The sequence below is a fragment of the Hyphomicrobium sp. 802 genome, assembly GCF_000526135.1.
In the GTDB taxonomy this organism is placed as follows: Bacteria; Pseudomonadota; Alphaproteobacteria; order Rhizobiales; family Hyphomicrobiaceae; genus Hyphomicrobium_B.
This window is the reverse complement of sequence record NZ_JAFM01000001.1, coordinates 1,887,034-1,911,056: the sequence shown is the minus strand read 5'-3', so window position 1 is coordinate 1,911,056 and position 24,023 is coordinate 1,887,034. Positions and strand designations below refer to the sequence as shown.

Below are 24,023 nucleotides of genomic sequence, written 5' to 3'. Positions count from 1 at the left end.
CTTTTCGGTATCATGATCGACATCCGCCAGATGCGTTATTTCGTGACGCTCGCCGAAACCTTGCACTTCGGTCGCGCCGCCGAGCGCCTGCACCTGACGCAGCCGCCGCTCAGCCGACAGATCGCGGCACTTGAGAAGGAACTGGGCGTCAAGCTCATCGACCGCAGTTCGCGTCACGCATCACTGACGCGCGCAGGCCAAGGCTTTCTCGAAGATTCACGCGCTGTGCTGGCCGCCTTCGATCAGGCCTGCAATAACGCCAAACGCGCCGACCGCGGCGAGACCGGCAGCCTCTCCATCGGCTTCATGATGCACGCAGCCTATACGGTTTTGCCTGCGCTCGCGCGCCGCTTTCTGGCTGCCTATCCCGACGTCGACCTAAAACTGCGCGAAGTAGTGCCGAATGCTCTCGTCGAAGACGTGCTGGCCGCGCGTTACGACGCCGGTATCATGTTTTCACCCGGTCCCGTGCACGGCCTCGAAACCCGTCCGATCTTTCACGAGAAGCTCTGCCTCGCTGTTCACGACAGCCACCCGCTCGCGCAGCGCAAGACGGCGAACGCCTCCGATCTCGAAGGCGAGCCGCTGATCGTCACGTCCGCCGATTCTGCAACGACGACGCGCACAGCCGTCGAGGACTACTGCCGCAGCGGCGGCTACGTCCCCGCAATTCGCCTTGAAGCGCAGTTGCAGAACACGATCGTCAATCTCGTTGCGGAAAATCTCGGCGTCGCACTCGTCCCCGATTCCATGCGCAAGCTGACGGTGCCCAGCGTCTCGTTCCTGTCGCTTAAGAACGCCCCCGCCGTCGAGCATGTCCTTGTCTGGCGGCCCGGCAATCTCAATCCGGCCCTGCGGAATTTGCTCGCTCTGACCCCCGCCAAAACATGACACGCGCCGAAGGCCGCAGCCGCCCGAAAAGCCGCTTTCGCCGCGCAATTGTGATCTTTCGGTGGCATTTGCGGGCGGCCACTTGCGCCCCACGCAAGCGCACCTAAATCATTGGAAGATTGCGGGGCCGGGCCCCTCTGGCATGCACCAAAACGGTGCTGCGATGTCGGACCGCATCGGGTGTGCCCGGTGCTTCGACTTTTTCCACCGGACATACCTCCAACATTCCGAACCGGAGGAAAACTATGTCCCGTCGCTTCTTGGTCCTTCTCGAACGAGCCGCCCGCATTCGCGAGTTGATCGACCGCGAACAGCAGTCATCGGCGCCAAACGCCATCCGGCTGATGCGTATGAAGCAGGTCTATCTGATGATTTCACGTCGGCTCAGAAGCCTGACGGAGAAACGGATCATCGCGATGGCGTCCGCCCCCCGTCTGCGCCCGGACGTCGTCTTCCGCAACGTCCGCTCCGCCCCCGCCCTCTCGGGCCATTGGTGAGATACCGAGCCTGTGCTCGGCGGCCGGCGCGCGGAACGCGTGTCGCCGAGCACCTCCAAAGAGACTCGGCCGGCTCCCGGAAGGGGAGTCGCCAGGGCTCGGCAACGGCTTTCGCAACATCCCCGTGCGCGACGGCCGGCTCGCGGAACGCGAGTCGTCGCGCACAAACAAAAAAGGGGCCCTCTGGCCCCTTTTCCGTGCAGTCAAACAGTCCGCTCGATTAGCGGCTGTTCCCGCGCCGCTGGTTTTTGCGCGTCGGCTGAGAGCCGAACGACAGCGAGTTGAACACAGCGAACACGATGGCCTTCATAGTATCACCTGTTTTGAGCTAGCCAGCGGGAGAACCCCACCTAACTCCCGGGATTAGCCCCCGGGCCGCTTTCTTCTACAGTGTAGATAGGTGATCCGTGTGCGTCGCGCCAGGGGGGTGCCGAGCAGCTCTATCATGCACGCCCAGCAGCGCGCCTCTGTCGCGGGGGGTGTCGCAAAAACTCAACGATTACAGCGACTAAAGCGTAAATAAAAAAAGGGAGAGAGTTGTAACTCCCTCCCTTGCTCGAAGGCTTGCAAGCGTGGACTTGGAAGCGCCGAGACAAACCCGCTGCCGGATTTCGCAACCGCGAAGGCGCTACTCTGCGAACGAACCCTCAATTCCTTCCGACAATCCTGAACTGCGAGTTCGCGGGCCGTCGGCATTGATCGATGTTCAAGTCCGCACTACGGCTGATAGACGTAGCGCCACGTTTCACGGAATTACATAACCATCTGAGCTGATTAGCAAAATACCCCATACCCGCAAGTCCGTGTTGCGCCTTTTGCAGCGCGAAACGGTCACAGTACGAACGGGTAGGACGGAAAGTGCCAACCTGCCCCATAACTGGGCAACGGACCTTGGCCGAAGGCTGATTTGCGACGCAAAATAGTCCGTCAGCCCCAAAATGCCCCGAGCCGGCAAAAACGCCGCACGATTCCACGTGACGAAATCGCTCAAGCGGCCTGACGATAACGCCGGATGTCGGCTGCACGTCCGGGCTCACCGGCAACACTTGCCTCAGAGGCAAAAGGCTGCCCCGGTGCCGCAAAGCGCGATGCGTGCGCGATTTCGAGCGACGACGGATGCTCTCCATGGCCGCCGAGTTGGTGATACCTGGCAGCTCGCCAAACATCTGCGAACGAAACACCCGCGAGCAACGATGCGCGCCTCTCGAACTTCCCCGACGACATGTGTGTAGACCTTCTGACCCATCATATGCGCAGCTGAGGGAGATCCAGTCGCTCCCTGCACTGCCGATTTGACGAGCATATAGGATGCAGAATCTGCCAAATAAAATGGCATCTCGCCGCAATACTGAAATGCGCCGTCAGCAGCGCTGAGCCGCCGCGGCATAGGGTGCAGCCGGTTCATATCGCATTCAGAAATTTTGAAGCGATCCGCACGGAGCATTTCTCGAAGCCGGCGGCCGCGACAACACCGCGATGCGCCGCTATAAAGTGCGTCCGACTACGACAGTTATTTTATCGCCGGGCACGCCCATATTCGGCTCGACGACAATCCAAACGAGGAGGACACTTACCCCGTGAAAACCATTGCCGGACTGCTATGCCTCGGTTTCTTCCTCGTGACGCCTGCCCTGGCGGAAGACATGGACATGAAGTCCATGGACCACATGAACATGGGCGGCCAAATGAAGATGGATATGGGTACGTCCGCCGACGCCGCGCCGTCGTCCAAGGCTTTCGCAGAAGCGGACGCGAAGATGCACAAGGACATGATGATGTCCTTCACCGGCAATACCGACGTCGATTTCGTCAAGGGCATGCTCCCGCACCACCAGGGTGCCGTCGACATGGCCAAGATCGAGCTTCAGTACGGCAAGGACCCCGAGCTTCGAAAGCTCGCAGAGGACATCATCAAAGCCCAGGAAACCGAAATCGCGTTCATGAAAACCTGGCTCGCCAAGAACGCGAAGTGAACCCTATGGCGGTTGCCATACCGGCCGGGGCGTAGCGAAGGGCTGGGCCCCAGGGCCATACCGAGGCCAAGCATTCTAAGTCCCGGGTCTCGCACGAGGGCTCGCAACCGCCCGCCAGCGAAGAATGAAGCCGCAAACCCGCGCCTTGCGGCCGGCTCCGCGAAGCGGAGTCGCAAGGTGGCAACCAAAGGGCGACAAACCGGCCTCGACCCCATATAAGCGGTCGCAAATCAAGCGCGCCCCAAGAGATTTGCCCGAGATCCTGAATGACCGAGACGACCACCACCCGCAAGATCACCCCGCAAATCGTTGCCGAGCACGGCCTGAAGCCCGACGAATACGAGCGGCTACTCGAAATCCTCGGCCGCGAGCCGTCGATTTGTGAACTCGGCATCTTCTCGGTCATGTGGAGCGAGCATTGCTCGTACAAATCCTCCCGCGTCTGGCTGAAAACGCTGCCGACGTCCGGCCCCCAGGTCATCCAGGGACCGGGCGAGAACGCGGGCGTAGTTGACCTCGGAGACGGCGACGCCGTCGTCTTCAAGATGGAGAGCCACAACCACCCCTCCTACATCGAGCCATTCCAGGGCGCGGCGACCGGCGTCGGCGGCATCATGCGCGATGTCTTCACGATGGGCGCACGCCCCGTCGCCAACATGAACGCGCTACGCTTCGGCGCCCCCGATCATGCCAAGACCCGCCACCTGGTTTCAGGCGTCGTCGCGGGCATCGCGCATTACGGCAACTGCACCGGCGTGCCGACCATCGGCGGCGAAACGAATTTCGACGAAGGCTACAACAACAACATCCTCGTCAACGCCATGTGCGTCGGCCTCGCGCGGACGGACAAGATTTTCTATTCCGCCGCCAAGGGCGTCGGCCTCCCCGTCGTCTATGTCGGATCGAAAACGGGCCGCGACGGCATCCACGGCGCGACGATGGCGTCGGCCGAGTTCGACGAGAAGTCCGATGAGAAACGCCCGACCGTGCAGGTCGGCGATCCTTTCACCGAAAAGCTTCTGATCGAAGCCTGCCTCGAACTGATGGCGACGGACTCGATCATCGCCATTCAGGACATGGGCGCCGCGGGCCTCACGTCATCGACTTCGGAAATGGCCGACAAGGGCGGCGTCGGCATCGAGTTGAACCTCGACCTCGTGCCCCAGCGCGAAACCGGCATGACCGCTTACGAGATGATGCTCTCGGAAAGCCAGGAACGCATGCTGATGATCCTGAAGCCCGAGCGCGAGGCCGACGCGAAAGCGATCTTCGAGAAATGGGGCCTCGACTTCGCCGTCATCGGCCACACCACCGATACCCAGCGCATGATCATCAAGCACAAGGGCGAGGTCGAAGCCGATCTGCCCGTGCCGGTGCTCGCGAACTCCGCGCCGATGTACACGCGCCCGCATGTCGAGCCGAAGAAGCCCGCGAAGATTTTACCCGAATGGGTGCCCGCGCCGAACGCAATCCTCGGCACGCTGAAGGATCTGATGGCAGGACATCACCTCGCGTCGCGCCGCTGGATCTGGGAACAGTACGATCACATGGTTATGGGCGACACCGTCGGCCGGCCGGGCGGCGACGCGGGCGTTGTCCGCGTGCACGGCACGAAGAAAGCCATCGCGGTCGCCTGCGATGTGACGCCCCGCTACGTCACCGCCGATCCGGAAGAAGGCACGAAGCAGGCCGTCGTCGAAACTTGGCGCAACCTGACCGCCGTCGGCGCCGATCCGCTCGCCATCACCGACAATATGAACTTCGCCAATCCCGAACGCCCAGAGATCATGGGTCAGTTCGTTGCAAGCTGCCGCGGCATGGCGGAAGCCTGCAACGCGCTCGGCTATCCGGTCGTCTCCGGCAACGTCTCGCTTTACAATGAGACGAACGGCGTCGGCATTCCGCCCACGCCTGCCATCGGCGGCGTCGGTCTCGTGCCCGATTCAGCGAAGCTCGCCGACATTCGCCTCAAGAACGAAGGCGATGTGCTGATCGTCATCGGCCGGGAGGAAGGCCACCTCGGTCAATCGCTCTATCAGCAATACGCGTCTGGCAAGTTCGAAGGCGCACCCCCACCGGTCAACCTCGAAGATGAGATTAAGGCCGGACGTTTGATCCGCACGCTGATCCGCGAAGGCCGCGCACTCTCGGTGCACGACTGCGCCGATGGCGGACTGCTCGTCGCCATCGCCGAAATGGCGCTTGCGGGCGGCAAGAACGGTCTTTCGCGCGAAGCATCAGGCCTTGGTGTCGAACTGTTCGCCTACGAGGGCAAACTTCCCGCGCACGCCGTCTGGTTCGGCGAGGATCAGGGCCGCTACGTTGTCGAGGTAACGCCGCAGAAAGCCGAGGAAGTGCTTGAACGCGCGCGACTGCTTGAACTCCCGGCCCGCATCATCGGTCGCGTCGCTGGCAACACCATTGCATTGAAAGGCGAAGGCGCACTACCGCTCTCCGAACTCCGCAGCGCCAACGAAGGCTTCCTGCCGAAGCTGATGCAGGGTGAGTTGGCTAGCTGACACGGAAGGAAAGTACGGACCATGGCGACCGGCGATAATCCGCAATCCCAGCAGGAACTCAGCGAAATCAAGGGCGCCCTCGACGTACTCTTTACGCTGCGCGAAGAGTTCGCGACATGGGTCGAGGAAGCCCAAGACGGGGTGCGCAAAGAAGAACTCGACAACGTCTATCAGCACGTCCTCGCCATGGAGGAAGAATACCAGCGTCGCCTCGCCGAGCTGCAGAAAAAGGCCGCGGCACAATCCTAATCGGGCGTGCGCAACACGCGATCTCCGCGGCAAAACGATCTCTTAATCGTCATGGCCGGGGAGGCGACCAGCCACGACACCGACCTGCAAACGAATTTTGAAGTTTGTCGAGACTTCGGCCTTTGCCGGGATAACGAAAAAACAAGACGAATGCCCGCCAAAGGGCGCCGCACCCATAGAGGAACCAACATGCGCTACGCCCGCTTCCCCACCATGATGGCCATCGCCGCCACGCTCGCTATCGTGAGCGCCATCCTTCCCAACAACCAGGCAATCGCACAAACGCAAGGATCGAAAATGACCACCACACCGTCCGGCCTCCAATACGAAGACACCGTCGTCGGCACCGGCGCGACGCCCGAGACCGGGCAGATCTGCGTCATGCACTACACCGGCTGGCTCTATGTTGACGGCAAGAAAGGCTCGAAGTTCGACTCGTCTGTCGATCGCGGCCAGCCGTTCGAATTCCCGATCGGAACCGGCCGTGTCATCAAGGGCTGGGACGAAGGCGTTGCTGGCATGAAAGTCGGCGGCAAGCGCACGCTCATCATTCCGCCGCAGCTCGGCTACGGCGCACGCGGCGCTGGCGGCGTCATCCCTCCGAACGCCACGCTGATCTTCGACGTCGAATTGCTCGGCGTGAAATAACCTTATGCGGCGGAGGTCGCCAACACCGGGGCCTCCGCCGGATATTGATGCCGGGCCACCCGCGAAACGACGCCGGAAAGGTCCGAGCAGCGCGGCCGGTGGAAGCGTTCGATGTTGGTCAGGAAGCGCTCCGGCGTGACCATGTTCGGATGCTCAGCGCCGCGAGCCTGCCGTTCTTCCGGGCTCATCTTGGTCTTGATCTGCATCTTGCGGGAAATGCCCTTGTCGTTGAGCACCGCATAGCCGTAATAGAAGATCGCCAGATCGCCGAGCGTCGGCATCTGATACCAGTGCCGGCCGCCCTCGCGCGCATACGCGATGGGGTAATTGTGGATGCTGCGGCTGGCCCGCAACCCGAAATTCAGCTTATCGCACGGACGCGGATCCGTTTCGTAATAGCCGAAGCGCACCTGCTCGTGCAGCGGCCTGCTGTGATCGAGCGGCGCCGGATAGCCGCCCTGCGGCTCGACGAAAACATAGTTGCCGATGAAGTGCTGCGCCGGCACCGTGATTTTATCGAGCTGCGCCACGTTGCCATAAAGGAACTCGGTCACATTCAGCGCCATCCGCCAGCCGCTGCAGGTCCGCTCATAGTCTTCCACTTCGCGGTCGATGCAGGCGCTGTCGAAGTAGGCATTCCGCGTCGGATAGATCTCCCACTCCGGGCACATCTTCTTGATGATGTCTCGGCTCGCATCCGTCGAATTGTAGTCGATCATGATGCCGTGATCGAAAATCCGGCGATGATGGGCGAGCCACCAAGGCAGCAGATATTCCTCGTTGAAGAAGTGGCAAACAACCGTCCGCATCTCAGCCCCCAAGCGAACAAGCACCGCCCCGCGCTGCGGCATCCACAGCTATCAGGCGCCATGCGTTTGATCCCGGTGGAAAGATATGCTGCGATTCGATCAATCGCTGAAGCAGACAGACTGGCTCACGTTCACTTGGTCTAGGCCGACGTCGTCGTCGCAAAGCCCAGCAGGCGCCGTCTCTTGTCGGCGTAGCCGCGATACTTGTAGATCAGCCCCGGCGGCACGATAAATTCGCCGTCTTTCAGGGCCGCATCGTCGAATTGACCGTTGCTGAGGCGCGGCGCAACGCCCGAATAGGCAAATCGCCGCCCGAACTCATCCAACACGAATTCCGAAAAATCGCTCCCATCGAGCCGGCCAATCACCGGGCCTTCCGGCGTCGTATTGTGAAGCACGCAATATTCCAGGATATGCGCGTGATGCCTGATCGCGAGCATGGCACAAGGCCTCCCTGCTAGTGGCGGATGCCATCGAGCTGTTGCGTCGGCGCGGCATTGGAAACAGTCTCGTCAGGTTCGCTGTTGGCGGCGATGATAATTCCGAGCGCCGCACAAGCGCCGATCAGAAGCGCAAGAATAAGCGGCCCTTCGCTTTTATCGCGCTTCTTGGCCGGGACCATCTGTACCGCTTGCCCGATGCGCTGTTTGGATTTGAGTAAATCGCTGGACATGGTTCTAACCGTTTCTATGTGCGTTATCGGCACACGACAGAAACGTAGGCACCTACCCATAAAGTTTCGACGGGAGGTCCGGCGCAAAGATATAGCCGTCCCATAAGGACTGCATGGCGCGATGGAAGCTTAAGATTGTCGCAATCGGCATTCTGCTTTCTGTCGCTTCCGCTTAGCAGCCTCGGGCGACATGCGGCCGAGCCTGTTTACGTATCGCCACCTTCCCCAAAAAAATATTTCGCTCCGCGGCTGGAACATTCGAGATTGCGCGCAATCGTCATGAAACACGCCCACCCGACGGCAACCGGAGGTGAACATTGGTGATTAAAATTTGAGATTACGCTCGCGAACGCGTGAAGATACTTCCCAGACACCCTCGTAAACGGGAACGACGACCGTCAGCACACAGCCGAGGTCGTCGCTCCCGTGGAAATTTGAATATAGATCGAATGTTATTTATGGGCGCCGACGTTCTGCTCCATCTCAGCGCCAGCAAGAGAGCCGTCCTCGGGCTTGGCGTTCGGCGTCGCGGTCTTGCCGGTTTTATCGCTGTTGACGCCCGGCTGACGCTGCATCTGGGCTTCGGACAGGCTGCCGGAGTTCGGCTTGGCCGTCGGCGTAGCGGTCGAACCGCCATGCGTGCCGGGAAGATCTTTCATCGCTTTGGTGGTGAGATTGCCGTCCTCTGCGAGCGCAACCGAACCGGAAAGGGCCAACAGCAAAGCTGCAAAAATCGTCGTTTTCATCGTACAAGCTCCTGATCTCAAAAGTTAAAAATTGTTCAGTCCAGAGCGCGACCGGAACGCAGTACGGTGAAACGCTCGACCGCCGCATCGAGCTGCGACTGTTTCTCGCTCTTGCATGATCGGTACGTCGGGCTTTTGAGGTTCGTTTCAGGCGCTGGCGGAGAAAGTTTCAGCGAAAGTTTCCGCGGCGGACGTTAAGGAATGCGAGGAGCCCACGACCGTGCCGATAGCCGTTTCGATCAGTGTGTTCCGGGAGGAACTTCCGGTTCCGACGATCCAGGGCACAACGGCAGCAACATCGGTCATCCAGAGCAAACCTGATCTTACGAAAAGGATCTTGTCATGCGGATCATAAAGTTGATTGCCCCTGCCGCGATCGCCCTGTCGCTGGCGCCGGCCACGTTCGCTAACGCATTTGCCGGCTCCGATCCGGTCGGCGTCTGGTTGGACGACACCGGCCGCGGCGCCGTCGAGATCAAGCCGTGCGGCAACGCGCTGTGCGGCAACGTCGTTTGGGTGAAATCGTCGACGGATAACGATGGCTGCGGCAAGCAGATCATAGGCAACGTCACGCCCGCGGGCAGCGGCCACTGGGACAACGGCTGGATCTACTCGCCGGAAAAGGGCCGCAAGTACGATGTCGAGCTGACGCCGCTTTCCAACGGCAATCTCAAAGTTGTCGGCTATGCCGGCCTCAAATTCCTGTCGCGGACGATGATCTGGACGCCGGCGCCGACCGACCTTCAGCTTTGCACCGACACATCGCCGAACAATGCCGACAACGGCGGCGCGACCAACGCATCCGCCCCACCTACGATCACACCGAACGCCAATACTTCAGGCAAGAGCGCGGTTCCGTCGCCAGGCACAGGCATTGACGCCAACGCCGCTGCACCGGCGACCAACACAACAGCCAAAGCAAAAGAACCTTCGGCATCACCCGATCAGGGTAAGACACCGCCCAAGGAAACTGCCAAGGCTGACGAGCCGCCACCCGCGAAAGACAGCGACACAAGCGGCAGCGACCTCGGCAAAATGAAGATCGGCGGCACGGAGCTGGACAAGGTCTTCACGAAGACGAAGGACGGCAAATGCAAGCTCGACCTTCCATGGGTGAAGGTCACGCTCGACTGCGACCGCTGATCGAAGAAAGTCCGCTTGCGCCGAGGCCTCCCCCCGTTCTCGGCGTTTCAGAGACGCTCGCTACACCTGCAGGTGGCGAGCGTCTCACCCCTTTGAAAACCCTGAAAAGCTAACAAAAGAAAACGCGGCGGCAGGGTTTCCTGCCACCGCGTCCAAATTCAAATCGCTCGGATCGCCTTAGATGAGGTCGATCTCAGCCGGAAGGTACGACGTCACTTCGAGGCCGACTTCCTGCTCGCGAACTTCAGGCTTTGTCCAGGTCTTCATGGTGTCCTCCATTAGACTTTGAGGGAGTTTCTCACTCCACATAGCGTATGGGATAGACCTGATCTCCGATAACGTCCAATCGCAATCACGTGAGAATTCCATAAGATTGCCTGATCGAAGCCCTTGCCGGAGCTGATCGGAAGCGCCATAGATCAGAAAACCTTCCAGATCACGATCAAACCGGGAGTTCACCACCAATGCCGATGGCCGCGGCCGATATCGAGAAGATGATCAAAGCCCGTTTTCCCGACGCCGAAATCCACTTGAAGGATCTAGCGGGCGACAACGACCACTGGGCGGCGCACGTCGTCTCGGCGGCCTTTAAGGGCAAGAGCCGCGTCCAGCAGCATCAGATGGTCTACGACGCGCTTGGCGGCCGCATGGGTGGCGTTTTGCATGCCCTGCAGCTGACAACCGCCCTGCCGGCCGAATGACCGGCGCGCCAGCTAAAGCGCCCGATTGACTATCGGACAACTCTCGCCCACATCTCAACCTTTCACGGGTGCGCCGCTACGGCCGCCCCGGCACGATAGGAGCCCCGGAATGGCCTCTGACACCACCACCGCCAATGACGTGATTGCCAAGACGATCGCCGACAACGACGTCGTCCTGTTCATGAAGGGAACGAAACAGTTCCCGCAGTGCGGTTTCTCCGCTACCGCCGTGAAGATCCTTGAGCACCTCGGCGTGCCGTTCAAAGATGTGAACGTGCTCGAAGACCAAGGCATCCGCGAAGGCATCAAGACGTTTTCGAACTGGCCGACGATCCCGCAGCTTTACGTCAAAGGCGAATTCGTCGGCGGCTGCGATATCATGCGCGAGATGTATTCGGCCGGCGAGCTGCACGACCTTATCTGCGAAAAGGGCATCGCCCACAGCCACCACCACGGCTGAGTTTTCGCAATCAAGTGTGAAATTCCAAGCGGAGCTGTTTCAGCTCCGCTTTTGTTTTTGGCGGTCCCGTCATCCTCGTCGAACGTCTCCAAAAACAAAACATACACTCCGTCATGCCGACGGAGGCCGGCACCCAGACAAGCATCGGCACAGAAACTGTTTCTGTCTGACTGGATACCGGCCTGCGCCGGGATGACGATGCGAGACGACTGGACACTCGCTCCCCTTATGGCGCGGTAAGGAGCGCGGCTGCGAACAAAATTCAAACGTCCGTCCACGATGCAAACGTCGCCGCCTGCCCGCGATTTGCCCCGTCGGCGTCGATCAACTGCCAGACGATCCCGTCGTCGATCCAGAACCGGCGGCCCGACTTCGAAATCCGCACGCCGCGATAGCCGCGCACGAACCCGTCGCGCGCAACAGCTTCCAAAATCCGCGCCCGCTCCTCGCGGTTCGGCGCTTCCGCCGACAGCCGCGACGGCAACGTGATGAACTCGTCCCACGGATATTCGAAACACGCCTGCGCCCGCTTGTTGGCATAGACGAAGCGCGGATCGGCATCCGTGTTATGCGCCACGACGACGAACGGCGCGTCCTCGTAAAGCCACTGCGCGTTTGCGCCCTCCGGCACCAGCGACGCGCCGACGAGCCGCGCATAACTGCCTGTCAGCAGTTCGAAGAACGCTGGATCGCTCCGCAAATCGAAACTCATCCGACGACCAGCGCCTTCAGCTTCTCGGTGTCGATCGCCTTGACGACGCGACCGTGCTTGCCCGTGGTCGTCTCGGCCGCGAGCATCGCATTCAACACCGCTTCCTCCACGCTTTCGACCACGGCCAGATAAACCGCATCGAGATCGTCGTTGCTGACGGCCGTGAACGTCAACGCCGCAGGCTCCGGCAATTGCCCCGGATCGTTCGCCGTCGAAAATGCCATGAAGATATCGCCCGATGAATTGCCCGACGGCGTGCCGCCACGTCCAATGCCGATCGACGCCCGCCGCGCCAGGCGTTCGAGCTGTCCCGGCAGCAGCGGCGCATCCGTCGCGATAATGACGATGATCGAGCCCTTCTCCATCGAATAGACCCGCTCGCCCGGCAGCAGATCGCCGACCGGCTTCCCGCACACCGTCAGCCACGGCTTAATGCCGTGGTTCGCCTGCACCAGCGCGCCGATGGTGTGTTCGCCGAGCCGCGTCTTCGCGATCCGCGACGCCGTCCCCGTTCCGCCCTTGAATTCATAGGCGATCATGCCCGTGCCGCCGCCGACACAGCCCTCCGCCACCGGTCCCGGCTGCGCACCATCAATCGCCGCCATCACATGCGCTTCGGTGACATGAAACCCCGAGATGTCGCTCAGAAACCCGTCATAGGTTTCGGCTGCGACCGGCAATGCCCAAAGATCCTCCCCCAGCGCCGAGAAGCGCTTGGCCATCCACTTCAGCGTCGCATGATGTGCAAGCCCGACTGAGAATGTATTCGTGATCGTGATCGGCCCTGTAAACCAGCCCGCATCGCGGATCCAGTGCGCGCCCGTCATCTCGCCGTTGCCATTCATCGAAAACACGCCCGACCACAGCGGATGCGCCAGATTTTCCGGCGCACGCGGCAGGATCGCCGTCACGCCCGTGTGCACGTTTCCGCCGTCATTGCGCAGCGTCGTGAAGCCGACCGTCACGCCGCCGACGTCCGTGATCGCGTTCAACGGCCCCGTTACACCTGGCATCGGCAATCCGAGCCCCCGCGCCCGCGGCTTGCCTGTGGAACCGAATTTCGCGGGATCACGCGTCGTACTGCTGTCCGTCATGCTCTCACCTGTTCTGCTCTCCCATCCCTAGCCTCCAAATGCGCTTGCGACTTGACCCGCAGTGTCTCAATTTTGCCCTAACCGGATGATGCCTCGATGGCATGGCAGAGCATGGCCCGCTTCGCCGCGAAAGGAGACCGATCGTGCAGGTCATGTGGCTGAGCGGCAGGCGCTTCTTTCTTTCGCTGACCATCCTGACAGCCAGCGTCTGCCTCGCGCTCGGCATCACGCTGCCGATCCTGAAACTGACGAGCTTCGGCATCTGGACGACCGAGCATTCGCTGCTCTCGACCGTCGACGTACTGCTGAAGGACAACCAGACCTTCCTCGGCCTCATCGTACTCGTCTTCTCGATCCTCCTGCCCGTCACCAAGCTACTTTACCTGCTGCTCGTCTCGACATTGCCGCCCGCCGAAATTGTCCGCCACCAGACGCGGCTGCGCGCCCTCGAATGGCTCGGCAAATGGTCGATGCATGACGTGCTCGTGCTGGCGCTGACGATCTTCTTCATCAAGAGCCAGGAGGTCTATGACGCATCGAGCCTCAACGGCGTCTATTTCTTCACCGCCGCCGTCGTGCTGATGATCCTCGCCTATGCCTGGATCAGAACAGACGGCATGGCCGCCGCGCCCGAACTCGTCCCCGTGCTGCCGCAGCCCGACGTCGGCCAGAAGGAAACGCGGCCCGCGTGGCGTAACTTCGCGCTGAGCTTCCTGATTATTCTCGCAACGGTGTTCTTCGCGCTCGGCCTGATCATGCCGTCGATCCGCTTTACGACCGTCTACGTCTGGACCAACGAGCACTCGATCCTGACGATCATCTACGCGCTGTTCGAGAACAACGAATACTTCCTCTGCTCAGTTGTGTTTGCGGTGTCGGTGTTCTTCCCGTTCCTGAAGCTCTTCTATCTGTTGACGCTCATTACCGCGCACGACATGCCGCAGGAGTTTCGCCGCAAATCGTTCGCGACGATGGAATGGATCGGCCGCTATTCGATGACCGATGTCATGGTGCTGGCGCTGATGATCTTCTACGTGAACTCGTCGGGCTACACCGAAGCGCGAGTGCTGCCGGGCGTCTATTTCTTTGCCGCATCCGCGCTGATGACGATGCTCGCCTACGCCTGGGCCAACGCTGAAACGCCATCCCGGCGTCGCCGCAAGCGCCGCGACGGCGGCGGCCCAGCCATCACGCCCAACCCCGGCATCTCCATTGCGCCCGGCCCAAAACCCCGCCGCCGCACAGCCGCCTAACGCAACCTGCCGTCATCCCGGCGCAGGCCGGGATCCAGCCAAGCATCAACAGATTGATTGAGGATCGTTGTCTGGGTGCCGACCTTCGTCGGCATGACGGAACCGATAGGCGGCATCGCCACCGGCCATGAAAAAGGCCGCCCTGAAAGGCGGCCTTTTTGAAACTCGATCCACTTCGGCCAAGGGCCGTGGTGAAATACGTCCGTCGCTTCCGGCCGGCTCCGCGAAGCGGAGTCGGAAGCGACAAACAAAAAACTAGCGCGAATAAAATTCGACCACGAGGTTCGGTTCCATCTGAACCGGATACGGCACGTCCGACAGAGCAGGAACGCGCGTCAGAGACGCCGTCAGCTTGCCGTGGTCAGCGTTGACGTAATCGGGAACATCACGCTCGGCGCTCTTGATCGCTTCGAGCACGAGCGTCATCTGCTTCGCCTTCTCGCGAACTTCGATGACGTCGCCAACCTTCAGGCGGTAGCTCGGAACGGTGACGCGCTGGCCGTTGACCGAAACGTGGCCGTGGCTGACGAACTGGCGCGCAGCGAACACGGTCGGCACGAACTTCGCGCGGTAGACGAGCGCGTCGAGACGGCGCTCCAGTAGGCCGATCAGGTGCTCGGACGTCGAGCCCTTGAGGCGCGAAGCCTCATCGTAAGCGGCGCGGAACTGCCGCTCGGAGATCGAACCGTAATAACCTTTGAGCTTCTGCTTGGCTTTGAGCTGCTGGCCGAAGTCGGACAGTTTGCCCGAACGGCGCTCGCCGTGCTGGCCCGGACGGCTCTCGCGGCGGTTGAGCGGGCTCTTCGGACGGCCCCAGATGTTCTCGCCAAGGCGGCGGTCGATCTTATGCTTGGCGCGAATGCGCTTCGTCATCTTCTAGCACTCCATGAGTTATGGTCCGGCCGAAGAGCCGGAGCCGATTGGAGCGCCCCCTCCTCTAACCCCTCTCGGGATTTGACAGGCATGGACCTTCGACAGTCCCGCCACGGGTGCGCAGAAATCAAACGCGGGCCCGAAGGCCCGCGAAGGTTGTGCTTGATAACGGTCATCGAGAGCCGCGTCAACCGCCCCCGAACCGCCTCGAAAGCTTATTTCTTCTCGATCGTCGTCTCGCTGACGGACGTCGACCCGGTCGAAACGGGCGCACCGGCTGCAGGAGGAGCCCCGGCCGGCGGCTTCTGGCCCGCCTGAGCGAAATTCGGCGGCGGGCTGCTGGCGACGTACGCCTCGATCAGCTCCTTAACCTTTTCCTTTTGCTCGGGCGTACACGTCTGCGGCGGCGATTTCTTTTCGTCGACAACGACTTGCTTGTCGCCTTCCTGCTCGACCAGCTTGATACGGCCGGTCATCAGCATCAGCGTCGTCAGATGCAACTGGCTGATGTAAACGAGTTGCTGCTGCGTCCACTTCCGTGTCGCCTCTTCCCGGCGCATCAGGGCACGGTGGTTCTGAACCTGCTCGTCGCGCAAGTCGCAAATCTGAGCATGGGCCGAAAGGCGGCCAGCCATAATCACCCGGCGCGCAACATCGAGCGGGACCTCGACCTGCGCCTTCTTGTTCTTGTCGATAACGATGACCGATCCATCCGGCTTGGAGAACTGCTGCGGGGTAAGCGACCACGCATACTCCATGAATGATCTTACGGCATGCTCACTGAGTTCCTGCGCGCCAGCCGACACTGTGGATCCCCACAGCGACAGCGCTGCCACGCCCGCCAACACAACCCCCGCCCTCGTGTTCATCCACATCTCCAGTTGAGCCTCTGCGTTTTTTATCTCGTTGCAAAAATACGTTTCGGGCGCGACCCAATGGGCAGCCGCGTTGCATATCGCGAGTATGCCTCTCGGCTTGGCATCGCTCGGCCCAAAACTTGGCCATATGAAGGCACTTAATCCCCCCCTTTTCGGGCCTTTCCTTTGCCCTGTGCGAGCGTTGCAACTATGCCACGAAGGGTGCGGACTTCTTGCTCCGTCGCGTTCATTCTGGTCAGCAGTGTGCGAAGATTTTGCGACACGACCGTCTTGCGGTGGGCTGGATTGAAAAACCCGCTCGCTTCCAGCTCCCGTTCTAAATGTTCAAATAGTCCAATAAGTTCCTCTTTCGTCGCCGGCCTGTCCCGGCCCATGTAAAGCCCCTCGGTCAGGGGCTTTTCATAGGTTGTGACACGGCCGAGGCTTCGCCCAGAATCCCCCCGCATCCACTCGTATCCCGTTAGCAGCACAGCCTGGGCAAGGTTAAGCGACGCGAACCGGGAATTGACAGGAATCATGATCAAAGCGTCTGCATGGGCAACTTCGCTGGTCTCCAGCCCATTACGCTCACGCCCGAATAAAATCCCGCACCGCTCCCCTCGGCCGATCCGGGTGCGCATCTCGGCGATCGCCTGCTCCGGTGTCAGGACCGGCTTTCGCAGATCCCGTTGCCGCGCCGTCGTCGCCGCGATCCAGTTGAGATCCGAAATACTCTCGTCGAGACTGGAATAGGCGCGCGCGTCGTCAATGATGTAATTGGCGCCCGAGGCCGCAATGCGCGCTTTCTCGTTCGGCCAGCCGTCGCGCGGACTGACGAGTCGAAGATCGTCGAGACCGAAATTCGCGCAGGCGCGCGCCACCATGCCGATGTTGTCGGCAAGCTGCGGCTCCATGAGAATGACCGACGGCGTCTCGCCCTCGCCCGCCACCGGCTCGCCGCGCATATTTGCCCGCCGCAAACCGTGACGCAGCTTGCGAATGACACGCCGCGCCCAGAACCAATAATTCTCACCCGACCATTGCTTGGCGAGCGTTTCGAGACATGGCGTCGAGACCGTTTCCGTCCCCTCCCCCTTCAGGCGCACGCGCCCATGCCCGACGATCACTTCTTTCTTGCTGAGAACGAATTGATCGAGCGTCTCGATGCCCTGAACTTCCGTGCGCCGCTTGCAGCCCGGACACGTCACCTCGTCCGAGATGCACGTGAGGCTGGCGCAGTATTGCAAGACGGGTTCGAGCGTATCGCGCGTCAGCCCTGGAATGGCGAGCTTTTCAAGCCCTTGATCGATCGAGCCGGCGTGACAGGCGTGAACGACTTCGCAAACGCGCGTCGCCCGCGGTCCGAGCACAGGCTCGCCGCTGCCGACCATGATGCGGAGCGCATCGCCTGCCGAAGTCTCAGTCTCGACGTTCAATCGTTTCCTCCAGGTGGGTCTCGGTAACTCGACCGGCGTCCCGCATCGTCCATATGCCAGGACAGGGTGTCATTCCGGAGCGCACGTCAAGGGCCCAGCGCGACACGCCTGCGGACAGGCAAGAACGCTCCGGCGTTCCCCAGCACAAACCACGCCGCGCAGGTGGAACGAACTTGGCGCCGCCGAGCAAGACTTGAAACGCGTCTTGATCTGACGCACCACTTCGCCGAAGGTTCTCTTCGCAAGTGCGTGATGAGCGATTAAGCTTTGCGCACCTGCGTCATAGAACAAGATCCACCGTCCTCAAATCGCTCCGCGAGACATCCAATGCAGAAAATCAAAGTTGAAGGCACCGTCGTTGAACTCGACGGCGACGAGATGACCCGCATCATCTGGAAGCTGATCAAGGACAAGCTCATTCATCCCTACCTCGACGTTAACCTGGAATACTACGACCTGAGCGTCGAAAATCGCGACAAGACCGCGGACCAAGTGACGATCGATGCCGGCAACGCCATCAAGAAGCATGGCGTCGGCATCAAGTGCGCAACGATCACGCCCGACGAAGCACGCGTAAAAGAATTCAATTTGAAGGAAATGTGGAAAAGCCCGAACGGCACCATCCGCAACATCCTTGGCGGCGTCATCTTCCGCGAACCGATCATTTGCAAAAACGTCCCTCGCCTCGTCCCTGGCTGGACGCAGCCCATCATCGTCGGCCGCCATGCCTTCGGCGACCAGTATAAGGCGACCGATTTCAAGTTCCCCGGCAAGGGCGTGCTGACGATCAAGTTCGTCGGCGAAGACGGCAATGTCATCGAGAAGGAAGTATACAAAGCCCCCGGCGCCGGTGTCGCGATGGCGATGTATAACCTCGATGAATCGATCCGCGAATTCGCACGCGCCTCGCTGAACTACGGCCTTTCGCGCAATTATCCCGTCTATCTCTCCACCAAGAACACGATCCTGAAGGCCTATGACGGCCGCTTTAAGGATCTTTTCCAGGAGGTTTACGACGCTGAGTTCAAGGAAGAATTTCAGAAGCGCAAGCTGACCTACGAGCACCGCTTGATCGACGACATGGTGGCTTCCGCACTCAAGTGGTCGGGCGGTTACGTTTGGGCCTGCAAGAACTACGACGGCGACGTGCAGTCGGATACGGTTGCGCAGGGCTTCGGATCGCTTGGCCTGATGACCAGCGTTCTGATGACACCGGACGGCAAGACGGTTGAAGCCGAAGCCGCGCACGGAACGGTCACGCGCCATTACCGCGAACATCAGAAGGGTAAGGAGACGTCGACGAACTCGATCGCATCGATCTTTGCGTGGACACGCGGCCTCGGCCATCGTGCTAAGCTTGACGACAACGATGCTCTTCTGAAATTCTGTCAGACGCTCGAGAAGGTCTGCATCGCAACGGTCGAAGCAGGCTACATGACGAAAGACCTGGCGCTTCTCGTCGGGCCGGAGCAGAAATGGTTGTCGACGACGGGCTTTCTCGACAAGGTCGATGAAAACCTGAAGGCAGCGATGGCAAAGTCAACATAATGGTAACGCGCGGGATACGATGATGCGTCGAAAAGGAGGAGAGCAAAGTGGCCGGCGTCCGCTCGTTTCTCTCGTCCGTGTTCACGCTGCTCGCCGGACATGGAGCTTCCGGGGCTGTTCCCGACTACGCAGAGGCCTTCACCCGCGCCTTCGACGCGACGTACCGCTTGACGGTCGACGAGGCCGATGAAGGCAAGCCGCCACGTCTTCATCCGACGTCCTTTCGCACCCTCGAACTCGGCAATCTAAAGATCGTGAGCGGCCGGATCGCCGCTTGCGATCCGTTCGTTTCGATCGACGCGCGGCTGCCGTTTTCCGAGCCGGTGCCGAACGGATCGTTTCCGGTCCGCCTCGCGCTCGCGGTCGGCGGCATTAACGATGGCCGTATCGCATTCGCTCGCATCGACTTCGCAGACACTCCGGCAGTGAAATGGAAAATGGCCGTGACCGACGGCCAAGACGCGTCCACGCTCGCTGGCGGCGAAATCTTCGGCTATCCGGTCGATGCCGGAACCGGCGCCTTCTACGATCCAAAAGCCGGCGAGACGCTGACATCCGTCCTTAAAGCGAACCCCGACGCCTGGGAGGAGTGGCAGGACAAGGGCGAGGCCAACGGTAAGGCCGCGCACCTCAAACCGAACCTCTTCCTGATGCTCCCTGCTGGCGAGACGAACGTTGCGATGTTCGCCAGCGGCTGGGGTGACGGCTTCTACGCATCCTATTTCGGCTACGACAAAGACGGGCGCGTCGTCGCCCTCATCACCGACTTCGCCATCATCGACTGGGAAAAGGTGAAACGCTGACCGACGCCCTTGGAGAAACATCCAACGCCATGACGTCGGACGCGGCGAACATCATCGCTCTTTACGAAAGACACGCCCACACCTGGGACGAGGTCCGATCGCGAAGCCTGTTCGAAAAAGAATGGCTCGACCGCTTCCTTGCGTCGATCGCTGCCGGCGGCTCCATTCTCGACATCGGCTGCGGATCAGGCGAACCGATCGCAGGCTTCTTCGTTCGCGCAGGCTATCGCGTTCACGGCGTCGACAGTTCGCAGGCGATGATCGCGCGCTGCAAAGCCCGCTTTCCACAAAGCGACTGGCGCGTCGCCGACATGCGCACCCTCGCGCTCGGCCAAACGTTCGACGGCATTCTTGCTTGGGACAGTTTTTTCCATCTGACCCAGGACGATCAACGCCGCATGTTCACGATTTTCAGCGCGCACGCAGCACCGGGCGCGGCTCTGATGTTCACGAGCGGAACGGAGAATGGCGTGGCGATGGGCACATTCGGCGGCGAACCGCTCTATCACGCGAGCCTCGCGCCGGAGGAATACCGCGCTTTACTCGATGCACAGGGGTTCGAGGTCGCCACTTACGTCGAGAACGACCCGACTGCCGGCGGCCACACGATCTGGCTCGCCCGTAGCAAGCAGGTCTAGCCCCGCACTCGACGGCCGGCTCCCCAGAGGGGAGTCGCCAAGCGCAAACGTAAAACTATTTCTTCTGGCCCGCGATCTGCTGATCGACCTGCGCCTGCATTTGCGCATTCATCACGTTGAAGTCGTTCTGAAGTTTCGCGCAGGCCTCGCCGTTGCCATCGCAGACGACTTTCATCGCGATCACAAGGTTGTCGCCCTTGTGTTCGATCTTGCGGCAGACAGCAGCCGGATACGCCGGATTCTTCTTGGTCGTGAACGTATACATCACCGTCGCGTTCTTCGGATCGTCCGAATACGCGAGGTATTGATCGCTCTCGTACACTTTCTGCAGGCCAGCCTTCGACGTGTAGCGCGAAATCAGATCTTCCGCCTTGCCCGAAGCCTCGCCACAGAATTCCTGCGCAGCCATCATCGTCGGCCCCGCGGAAGGTGCCGGAGTTGCCGGAAGCTTCACGATTGAATCATCGGCCAAAGCCGAAGTGGCGGCGATCAAAAGAGCGGCAAAAGCCAGCGAACCCATGCGAAACATTTCAAATTCCTCGTTGGCGAAAGCGGGCCGTATATACCCAATTTTCCCGACGGTCATTAGTGAAATGCCTGCAAGGTAACGGGAAAAAGCTTCCGCACCGCAGCATTACGCTTCGCCGCGCTCGACCGAAAATGACGACAGTGTCAGCTCGCGAGCCGTTCTTCGATGGCCTTTAGCGCATCGCCCGCTTTTGCGCCGTCCGGTCCGCCCGCCTGCGCCATGTCGGGACGCCCGCCGCCGCCTTTGCCGCCGAGTGCTTCCGCACCGGCCTTGACGAGATCGACCGCGCTCCACGTCTTGACGAGATCGTCCGTGACGCCGACCGCGAGGCCCGCCTTGCCGTCCTCCGTCACGCCAACGACGGCGACGATGCCCGAGCCGACCTGCTTCTTGCCGTCATCAATGAGGCCGCGCAGGTCCTTCGGATTGAGCCCTTGCACCGTACGCGCGAGCAGCTTGACGTTGCCGACATTGCGGATCGCTTCGCCATTCGTTGCCGCGCCATCCGCGCCCGCACCACCGCCAAGCGCGATCTGGCGCTTCGCATCGGCAAGCTGCTTTTCAAGATTGCGGCGCTCTTCCACGAGATGCTTCAAGCGATCGACGAGATCTTCCGGCCGTGTCTTGAGCACGCTCGCCGCTTCCTTCACGCGTGCATCCTGCTCATCGAGATAGGCGCGCGCGCCCTCACCCGTCAGCGCTTCGAGACGGCGGACGCCCGCCGAGCTACCGCTTTCGGCGACGACGCGAATGAGACCGATATCGCCCGTGCGCGATACGTGCGTGCCGCCGCACAACTCGACCGACCACGCCTTGTTGGCGCCGGGCCGCGTCGCACCCATCGACACGACGCGCACTTCATCGCCGTACTTCTCGCCGAACAGCGCCATCGCGCCCGTCGCGCGCGCATCGTCAAGCGCCATCAGCCGCGTGACGACCGGCGTGTTTTCGAGCAGCACGGCGTTCGCCATGTCCTCGACCTGCTTGATCTCGTCCGCTGACATCGGCTTCGTATGCGAGAAGTCGAAGCGCAGACGATCCGGCGAAACGAGCGAGCCCTTCTGCGCGACGTGTGTGCCGAGCACCTGCCGCAGCGCCTCATGCAGAAGATGCGTCGCGGAATGGTTGGCGCGCGTCGCCGAGCGCCGCCCATGATCGACTTCGAGCTCGACCGCTTCGCCGACCTTGAACGCTCCGCTCTCGACTTTGCCGAAATGCACGAACAGATCGCCGAGCTTCTTCTGCGTATCGGTCACGCGGAACAGCGTGCCTTTCGGACCTTTGATGACGCCCTGGTCGCCGACCTGACCGCCGCTCTCCCCGTAAAACGGCGTTTGGTTGACGATGATCGCGCCTTCCTCACCGGCTTTGAGTTCGGAGGCCTCTTTGCCGCCTGCCACGACGGCCGTGACGATGCCTTCCGCACTCTCGGTGTCATAGCCGAGGAACTCGGTCGCGCCGGTCTTGTCCTTGATTTCGAACCAGAGGCCTTCCGTCGCCGCTTCGCCCGAACCCTTCCAGGCGGCCTTGGCGGCATCCTTCTGCTTCTTCATCGCTGCATCGAACGCGCCAGTATCGACAGTAATGCCGCGCGGCTTCAACGCGTCCTCGGTCAGGTCGAGCGGGAAGCCGTACGTGTCGTAGAGCTTGAACGCGACATCGCCGGGGAACACTGCACCCTTCGTGAGACCCGCCGAGCTTTCGCCCAACAGCTTTAGGCCGTTGTCGAGCGTGTGCTTGAACTTCGTCTCTTCGAGCTTCAGCGTCTCGGTGATGAGCGGCTGCGCGCGCACGAGTTCCGGATAGGCGTCACCCATCTCGCGGACGAGCGACGGGACGAGCAGATACATCAGCGGATCGGTGCAGCCCATCTGGTGCGCATAGCGCATGGCGCGGCGCATGATGCGGCGAAGCACGTAGCCACGGCCTTCGTTCGACGGCAGCACGCCGTCGGCGATCAGGAAGCTCGTCGAGCGCAGGTGGTCGGCGATGACGCGCCGCGCGACGTGATCGAAATCCTTCGTCGCCGCGTTCTCTTTCGCGCCAACCTTCGCCGCTTCCTGGCGGATGGCCTGGATCAGATGCTGGAACAGATCGATATCGTAGTTGTCGTGCTTGCCTTGCAGCACCGCTGCGATGCGCTCAAGGCCCATGCCCGTGTCGATCGACGGCCGAGGCAGGTCTACGCGATTGCCCGGTGCGATCTGCTCGAACTGCATGAACACGAGGTTCCAGATTTCGATGAACCGATCGGCATCGGCGTCGGGCGAGCCCGGAGGACCGCCCGGAATCTTGTCGCCATGATCGAAGAAGATTTCCGAGCACGGACCGCACGGCCCCGTGTCGCCCATCTGCCAGAAGTTGTCGGACGTCGCGATGCGAATGATCTTGTCGTCGGAGAACCCGGAGATCTTCTTCCAGATGCGATAGGCTTCGTCGTCGGTGTGATAGATCGTGACGAGCAGCTTGTCTTTCTTGAGGCCGAAATCCTTCGTCAGCAGGTTCCAGGCCAGCTCGATCGCGCGCTCTTTGAAATAGTCGCCGAACGAGAAGTTGCCGAGCATCTCGAAGAACGTGTGGTGGCGCGCTGTATAGCCGACGTTGTCGAGGTCGTTGTGCTTGCCGCCAGCACGGACGCACTTCTGCGACGTCGTCGCACGCGGAATGGCCCGCGTCTCCTGCCCCGTGAAAACGTTCTTGAACTGCACCATGCCCGCGTTCGTGAACATCAGCGTCGGGTCGTTGCGCGGAACGAGCGGCGACGACGGCACGATCTCGTGTCCGTTCTTGCCAAAGAAATCGAGAAACGAAGCGCGGATTTCGCTGACGCCAGCCATGTGGTGCTTTCGGCCTGATCTGGATAAAAAACATGTTCCGGGACACAGCCCCGAAACGGGTTAAGGCCGCCGTTGTAGCGGCGGCCCTGAGGCATGTCTAGGAAGGGGCGGTCCTTGCGGCAGGCCGTCCGCCT

At 61.0% G+C, this 24,023-nt stretch carries 25 protein-coding genes; 13 read left to right on the top strand and 12 right to left on the bottom strand.

What is annotated here, in order from left to right; translation table 11 throughout:
* The first annotated feature begins 12 nt into the window (after window positions 1-12).
* The 6 genes from HYP802_RS0109655 (at window position 13) to HYP802_RS0109620 (ending at window position 6,777) form a co-directional block, all read left to right on the top strand.
* A complete protein-coding gene (locus tag HYP802_RS0109655; RefSeq protein WP_024275642.1) occupies window positions 13-891 on the top strand; it encodes a LysR substrate-binding domain-containing protein in 879 nt (292 codons plus the stop codon).
* Window positions 892-1,136: 245 nt separating this feature from the next.
* Complete coding sequence (locus tag HYP802_RS0109650; protein ID WP_013947063.1) at window positions 1,137-1,388, top strand: hypothetical protein; 252 nt, start codon at window positions 1,137-1,139, stop codon at window positions 1,386-1,388.
* Between the two features lie 1,667 nt (window positions 1,389-3,055).
* The gene (locus tag HYP802_RS0109635; RefSeq protein WP_245261530.1) at window positions 3,056-3,361 is read left to right on the top strand and encodes a DUF305 domain-containing protein; all 306 of its coding nucleotides are present in this window, start codon (window positions 3,056-3,058) and stop codon (window positions 3,359-3,361) included.
* A 266-nt stretch (window positions 3,362-3,627) separates the two neighbouring features.
* A complete protein-coding gene (purL, locus tag HYP802_RS0109630) occupies window positions 3,628-5,880 on the top strand; it encodes a phosphoribosylformylglycinamidine synthase subunit PurL (protein ID WP_013947060.1) in 2,253 nt (750 codons plus the stop codon).
* 21 nt (window positions 5,881-5,901) lie between these two features.
* The gene (locus HYP802_RS0109625) at window positions 5,902-6,129 is read left to right on the top strand and encodes a hypothetical protein (RefSeq protein ID WP_013947059.1); all 228 of its coding nucleotides are present in this window, start codon (window positions 5,902-5,904) and stop codon (window positions 6,127-6,129) included.
* 216 nt (window positions 6,130-6,345) lie between these two features.
* Window positions 6,346-6,777 carry an FKBP-type peptidyl-prolyl cis-trans isomerase gene (locus HYP802_RS0109620; protein ID WP_244421034.1) on the top strand — a complete coding sequence of 144 codons (432 nt, stop codon included), beginning with the start codon at window positions 6,346-6,348 and terminating at the stop codon, window positions 6,775-6,777.
* Window positions 6,778-6,779: 2 nt separating this feature from the next.
* On the opposite strand, the gene HYP802_RS22860 is transcribed toward HYP802_RS0109620, so the two are convergent.
* The 4 genes from HYP802_RS22860 to HYP802_RS0109600 form a co-directional block, all read right to left on the bottom strand.
* Window positions 6,780-7,586, bottom strand: coding sequence for a glycosyltransferase family 2 protein (locus HYP802_RS22860; protein ID WP_024275639.1), 807 nt, complete (start codon window positions 7,584-7,586; stop codon window positions 6,780-6,782).
* A gap of 140 nt (window positions 7,587-7,726) precedes the next feature.
* Complete coding sequence (locus HYP802_RS22245; RefSeq protein ID WP_013947056.1) at window positions 7,727-8,026, bottom strand: hypothetical protein; 300 nt, start codon at window positions 8,024-8,026, stop codon at window positions 7,727-7,729.
* A 17-nt stretch (window positions 8,027-8,043) separates the two neighbouring features.
* Window positions 8,044-8,259 carry a hypothetical protein gene (locus HYP802_RS22240; RefSeq protein ID WP_013947055.1) on the bottom strand — a complete coding sequence of 72 codons (216 nt, stop codon included), beginning with the start codon at window positions 8,257-8,259 and terminating at the stop codon, window positions 8,044-8,046.
* A 452-nt stretch (window positions 8,260-8,711) separates the two neighbouring features.
* Window positions 8,712-9,005, bottom strand: coding sequence for a hypothetical protein (locus tag HYP802_RS0109600; RefSeq protein WP_013947053.1), 294 nt, complete (start codon window positions 9,003-9,005; stop codon window positions 8,712-8,714).
* 342 nt (window positions 9,006-9,347) lie between these two features.
* Here HYP802_RS0109600 and HYP802_RS0109590 point away from each other — a divergent pair, with 342 nt between their 5' ends.
* Window positions 9,348-10,148 (top strand): DUF2147 domain-containing protein, encoded by an 801-nt coding sequence (locus HYP802_RS0109590; RefSeq protein ID WP_013947052.1) that lies wholly within the window; start codon window positions 9,348-9,350, stop codon window positions 10,146-10,148.
* Between the two features lie 177 nt (window positions 10,149-10,325).
* Here HYP802_RS0109590 and pqqA read toward each other — a convergent pair whose 3' ends face one another.
* Window positions 10,326-10,415, bottom strand: coding sequence for a pyrroloquinoline quinone precursor peptide PqqA (pqqA, locus tag HYP802_RS22235; protein WP_013947273.1), 90 nt, complete (start codon window positions 10,413-10,415; stop codon window positions 10,326-10,328).
* A gap of 197 nt (window positions 10,416-10,612) precedes the next feature.
* Between pqqA and HYP802_RS0109580 the strand changes: the two genes are divergently transcribed.
* Complete coding sequence (locus HYP802_RS0109580) at window positions 10,613-10,849, top strand: BolA family transcriptional regulator (protein ID WP_013947050.1); 237 nt, start codon at window positions 10,613-10,615, stop codon at window positions 10,847-10,849.
* A 109-nt stretch (window positions 10,850-10,958) separates the two neighbouring features.
* Complete coding sequence (grxD, locus tag HYP802_RS0109575; protein WP_013947049.1) at window positions 10,959-11,309, top strand: Grx4 family monothiol glutaredoxin; 351 nt, start codon at window positions 10,959-10,961, stop codon at window positions 11,307-11,309.
* A gap of 262 nt (window positions 11,310-11,571) precedes the next feature.
* Here grxD and HYP802_RS0109570 read toward each other — a convergent pair whose 3' ends face one another.
* Window positions 11,572-12,021 carry an MEKHLA domain-containing protein gene (locus HYP802_RS0109570; protein ID WP_013947048.1) on the bottom strand — a complete coding sequence of 150 codons (450 nt, stop codon included), beginning with the start codon at window positions 12,019-12,021 and terminating at the stop codon, window positions 11,572-11,574.
* A complete protein-coding gene (locus tag HYP802_RS0109565; protein WP_013947047.1) occupies window positions 12,018-13,115 on the bottom strand; it encodes a P1 family peptidase in 1,098 nt (365 codons plus the stop codon). The genes HYP802_RS0109570 and HYP802_RS0109565 overlap by 4 nt, the downstream gene beginning before the upstream one ends.
* Window positions 13,116-13,267: 152 nt before the next feature.
* On the opposite strand from HYP802_RS0109565, the gene HYP802_RS0109560 reads away from it, so the two are divergent.
* On the top strand, window positions 13,268-14,368 hold the full coding sequence (locus tag HYP802_RS0109560) for a paraquat-inducible protein A (protein WP_024275638.1): 1,101 nt from the start codon (window positions 13,268-13,270) through the stop codon (window positions 14,366-14,368).
* Window positions 14,369-14,623: 255 nt separating this feature from the next.
* Here HYP802_RS0109560 and rpsD read toward each other — a convergent pair whose 3' ends face one another.
* The 3 genes from rpsD to HYP802_RS22855 form a co-directional block, all read right to left on the bottom strand.
* Window positions 14,624-15,241 carry a 30S ribosomal protein S4 gene (rpsD, locus tag HYP802_RS0109550; protein ID WP_013947044.1) on the bottom strand — a complete coding sequence of 206 codons (618 nt, stop codon included), beginning with the start codon at window positions 15,239-15,241 and terminating at the stop codon, window positions 14,624-14,626.
* Window positions 15,242-15,456: 215 nt separating this feature from the next.
* On the bottom strand, window positions 15,457-16,110 hold the full coding sequence (locus tag HYP802_RS0109545) for a hypothetical protein (protein WP_013947043.1): 654 nt from the start codon (window positions 16,108-16,110) through the stop codon (window positions 15,457-15,459).
* Window positions 16,111-16,256: 146 nt separating this feature from the next.
* Entirely contained in the window at window positions 16,257-17,534 is a 1,278-nt protein-coding gene (locus HYP802_RS22855) for an RNA methyltransferase (protein ID WP_013947042.1), read from the bottom strand.
* Between the two features lie 327 nt (window positions 17,535-17,861).
* Here HYP802_RS22855 and HYP802_RS0109535 point away from each other — a divergent pair, with 327 nt between their 5' ends.
* Genes HYP802_RS0109535 through HYP802_RS0109525 form a run of 3 tightly spaced genes read left to right on the top strand, consistent with a single transcriptional unit; the run spans window position 17,862 to window position 20,523 of the window.
* Window positions 17,862-19,082 carry an NADP-dependent isocitrate dehydrogenase gene (locus HYP802_RS0109535; protein ID WP_013947041.1) on the top strand — a complete coding sequence of 407 codons (1,221 nt, stop codon included), beginning with the start codon at window positions 17,862-17,864 and terminating at the stop codon, window positions 19,080-19,082.
* A gap of 47 nt (window positions 19,083-19,129) precedes the next feature.
* Entirely contained in the window at window positions 19,130-19,885 is a 756-nt protein-coding gene (locus HYP802_RS0109530) for a DUF4241 domain-containing protein (protein WP_024275637.1), read from the top strand.
* A gap of 29 nt (window positions 19,886-19,914) precedes the next feature.
* On the top strand, window positions 19,915-20,523 hold the full coding sequence (locus HYP802_RS0109525) for a class I SAM-dependent methyltransferase (RefSeq protein ID WP_024275636.1): 609 nt from the start codon (window positions 19,915-19,917) through the stop codon (window positions 20,521-20,523).
* Between the two features lie 55 nt (window positions 20,524-20,578).
* On the opposite strand, the gene HYP802_RS0109520 is transcribed toward HYP802_RS0109525, so the two are convergent.
* Complete coding sequence (locus HYP802_RS0109520) at window positions 20,579-21,052, bottom strand: hypothetical protein (RefSeq protein ID WP_024275635.1); 474 nt, start codon at window positions 21,050-21,052, stop codon at window positions 20,579-20,581.
* A gap of 143 nt (window positions 21,053-21,195) precedes the next feature.
* Window positions 21,196-23,889 carry an alanine--tRNA ligase gene (gene alaS, locus HYP802_RS0109515; RefSeq protein WP_024275634.1) on the bottom strand — a complete coding sequence of 898 codons (2,694 nt, stop codon included), beginning with the start codon at window positions 23,887-23,889 and terminating at the stop codon, window positions 21,196-21,198.
* Between the last annotated feature and the right edge of the window lie 134 nt (window positions 23,890-24,023).

What these genes read in the sequence shown, in the direction of transcription:
- HYP802_RS0109655 (WP_024275642.1), top strand. Translation starts at nt 13, where the DNA reads ATGATCGACATCCGCCAGATGCGTTATTTCGTGACGCTCGCCGAAACC.
- HYP802_RS0109650 (WP_013947063.1), top strand. Translation starts at nt 1,137, where the DNA reads ATGTCCCGTCGCTTCTTGGTCCTTCTCGAACGAGCCGCCCGCATTCGC.
- HYP802_RS0109635 (WP_245261530.1), top strand. Translation starts at nt 3,056, where the DNA reads ATGAACATGGGCGGCCAAATGAAGATGGATATGGGTACGTCCGCCGAC.
- purL (WP_013947060.1), top strand. Translation starts at nt 3,628, where the DNA reads ATGACCGAGACGACCACCACCCGCAAGATCACCCCGCAAATCGTTGCC.
- HYP802_RS0109625 (WP_013947059.1), top strand. Translation starts at nt 5,902, where the DNA reads ATGGCGACCGGCGATAATCCGCAATCCCAGCAGGAACTCAGCGAAATC.
- HYP802_RS0109620 (WP_244421034.1), top strand. Translation starts at nt 6,346, where the DNA reads ATGGCCATCGCCGCCACGCTCGCTATCGTGAGCGCCATCCTTCCCAAC.
- HYP802_RS22860 (WP_024275639.1), bottom strand. Translation starts at nt 7,586, where the DNA reads ATGCGGACGGTTGTTTGCCACTTCTTCAACGAGGAATATCTGCTGCCT.
- HYP802_RS22245 (WP_013947056.1), bottom strand. Translation starts at nt 8,026, where the DNA reads ATGCTCGCGATCAGGCATCACGCGCATATCCTGGAATATTGCGTGCTT.
- HYP802_RS22240 (WP_013947055.1), bottom strand. Translation starts at nt 8,259, where the DNA reads ATGTCCAGCGATTTACTCAAATCCAAACAGCGCATCGGGCAAGCGGTA.
- HYP802_RS0109600 (WP_013947053.1), bottom strand. Translation starts at nt 9,005, where the DNA reads ATGAAAACGACGATTTTTGCAGCTTTGCTGTTGGCCCTTTCCGGTTCG.
- HYP802_RS0109590 (WP_013947052.1), top strand. Translation starts at nt 9,348, where the DNA reads ATGCGGATCATAAAGTTGATTGCCCCTGCCGCGATCGCCCTGTCGCTG.
- pqqA (WP_013947273.1), bottom strand. Translation starts at nt 10,415, where the DNA reads ATGAAGACCTGGACAAAGCCTGAAGTTCGCGAGCAGGAAGTCGGCCTC.
- HYP802_RS0109580 (WP_013947050.1), top strand. Translation starts at nt 10,613, where the DNA reads ATGCCGATGGCCGCGGCCGATATCGAGAAGATGATCAAAGCCCGTTTT.
- grxD (WP_013947049.1), top strand. Translation starts at nt 10,959, where the DNA reads ATGGCCTCTGACACCACCACCGCCAATGACGTGATTGCCAAGACGATC.
- HYP802_RS0109570 (WP_013947048.1), bottom strand. Translation starts at nt 12,021, where the DNA reads ATGAGTTTCGATTTGCGGAGCGATCCAGCGTTCTTCGAACTGCTGACA.
- HYP802_RS0109565 (WP_013947047.1), bottom strand. Translation starts at nt 13,115, where the DNA reads ATGACGGACAGCAGTACGACGCGTGATCCCGCGAAATTCGGTTCCACA.
- HYP802_RS0109560 (WP_024275638.1), top strand. Translation starts at nt 13,268, where the DNA reads ATGTGGCTGAGCGGCAGGCGCTTCTTTCTTTCGCTGACCATCCTGACA.
- rpsD (WP_013947044.1), bottom strand. Translation starts at nt 15,241, where the DNA reads ATGACGAAGCGCATTCGCGCCAAGCATAAGATCGACCGCCGCCTTGGC.
- HYP802_RS0109545 (WP_013947043.1), bottom strand. Translation starts at nt 16,110, where the DNA reads ATGAACACGAGGGCGGGGGTTGTGTTGGCGGGCGTGGCAGCGCTGTCG.
- HYP802_RS0109535 (WP_013947041.1), top strand. Translation starts at nt 17,862, where the DNA reads ATGCAGAAAATCAAAGTTGAAGGCACCGTCGTTGAACTCGACGGCGAC.
- HYP802_RS0109525 (WP_024275636.1), top strand. Translation starts at nt 19,915, where the DNA reads ATGACGTCGGACGCGGCGAACATCATCGCTCTTTACGAAAGACACGCC.
- HYP802_RS0109520 (WP_024275635.1), bottom strand. Translation starts at nt 21,052, where the DNA reads ATGTTTCGCATGGGTTCGCTGGCTTTTGCCGCTCTTTTGATCGCCGCC.
- alaS (WP_024275634.1), bottom strand. Translation starts at nt 23,889, where the DNA reads ATGGCTGGCGTCAGCGAAATCCGCGCTTCGTTTCTCGATTTCTTTGGC.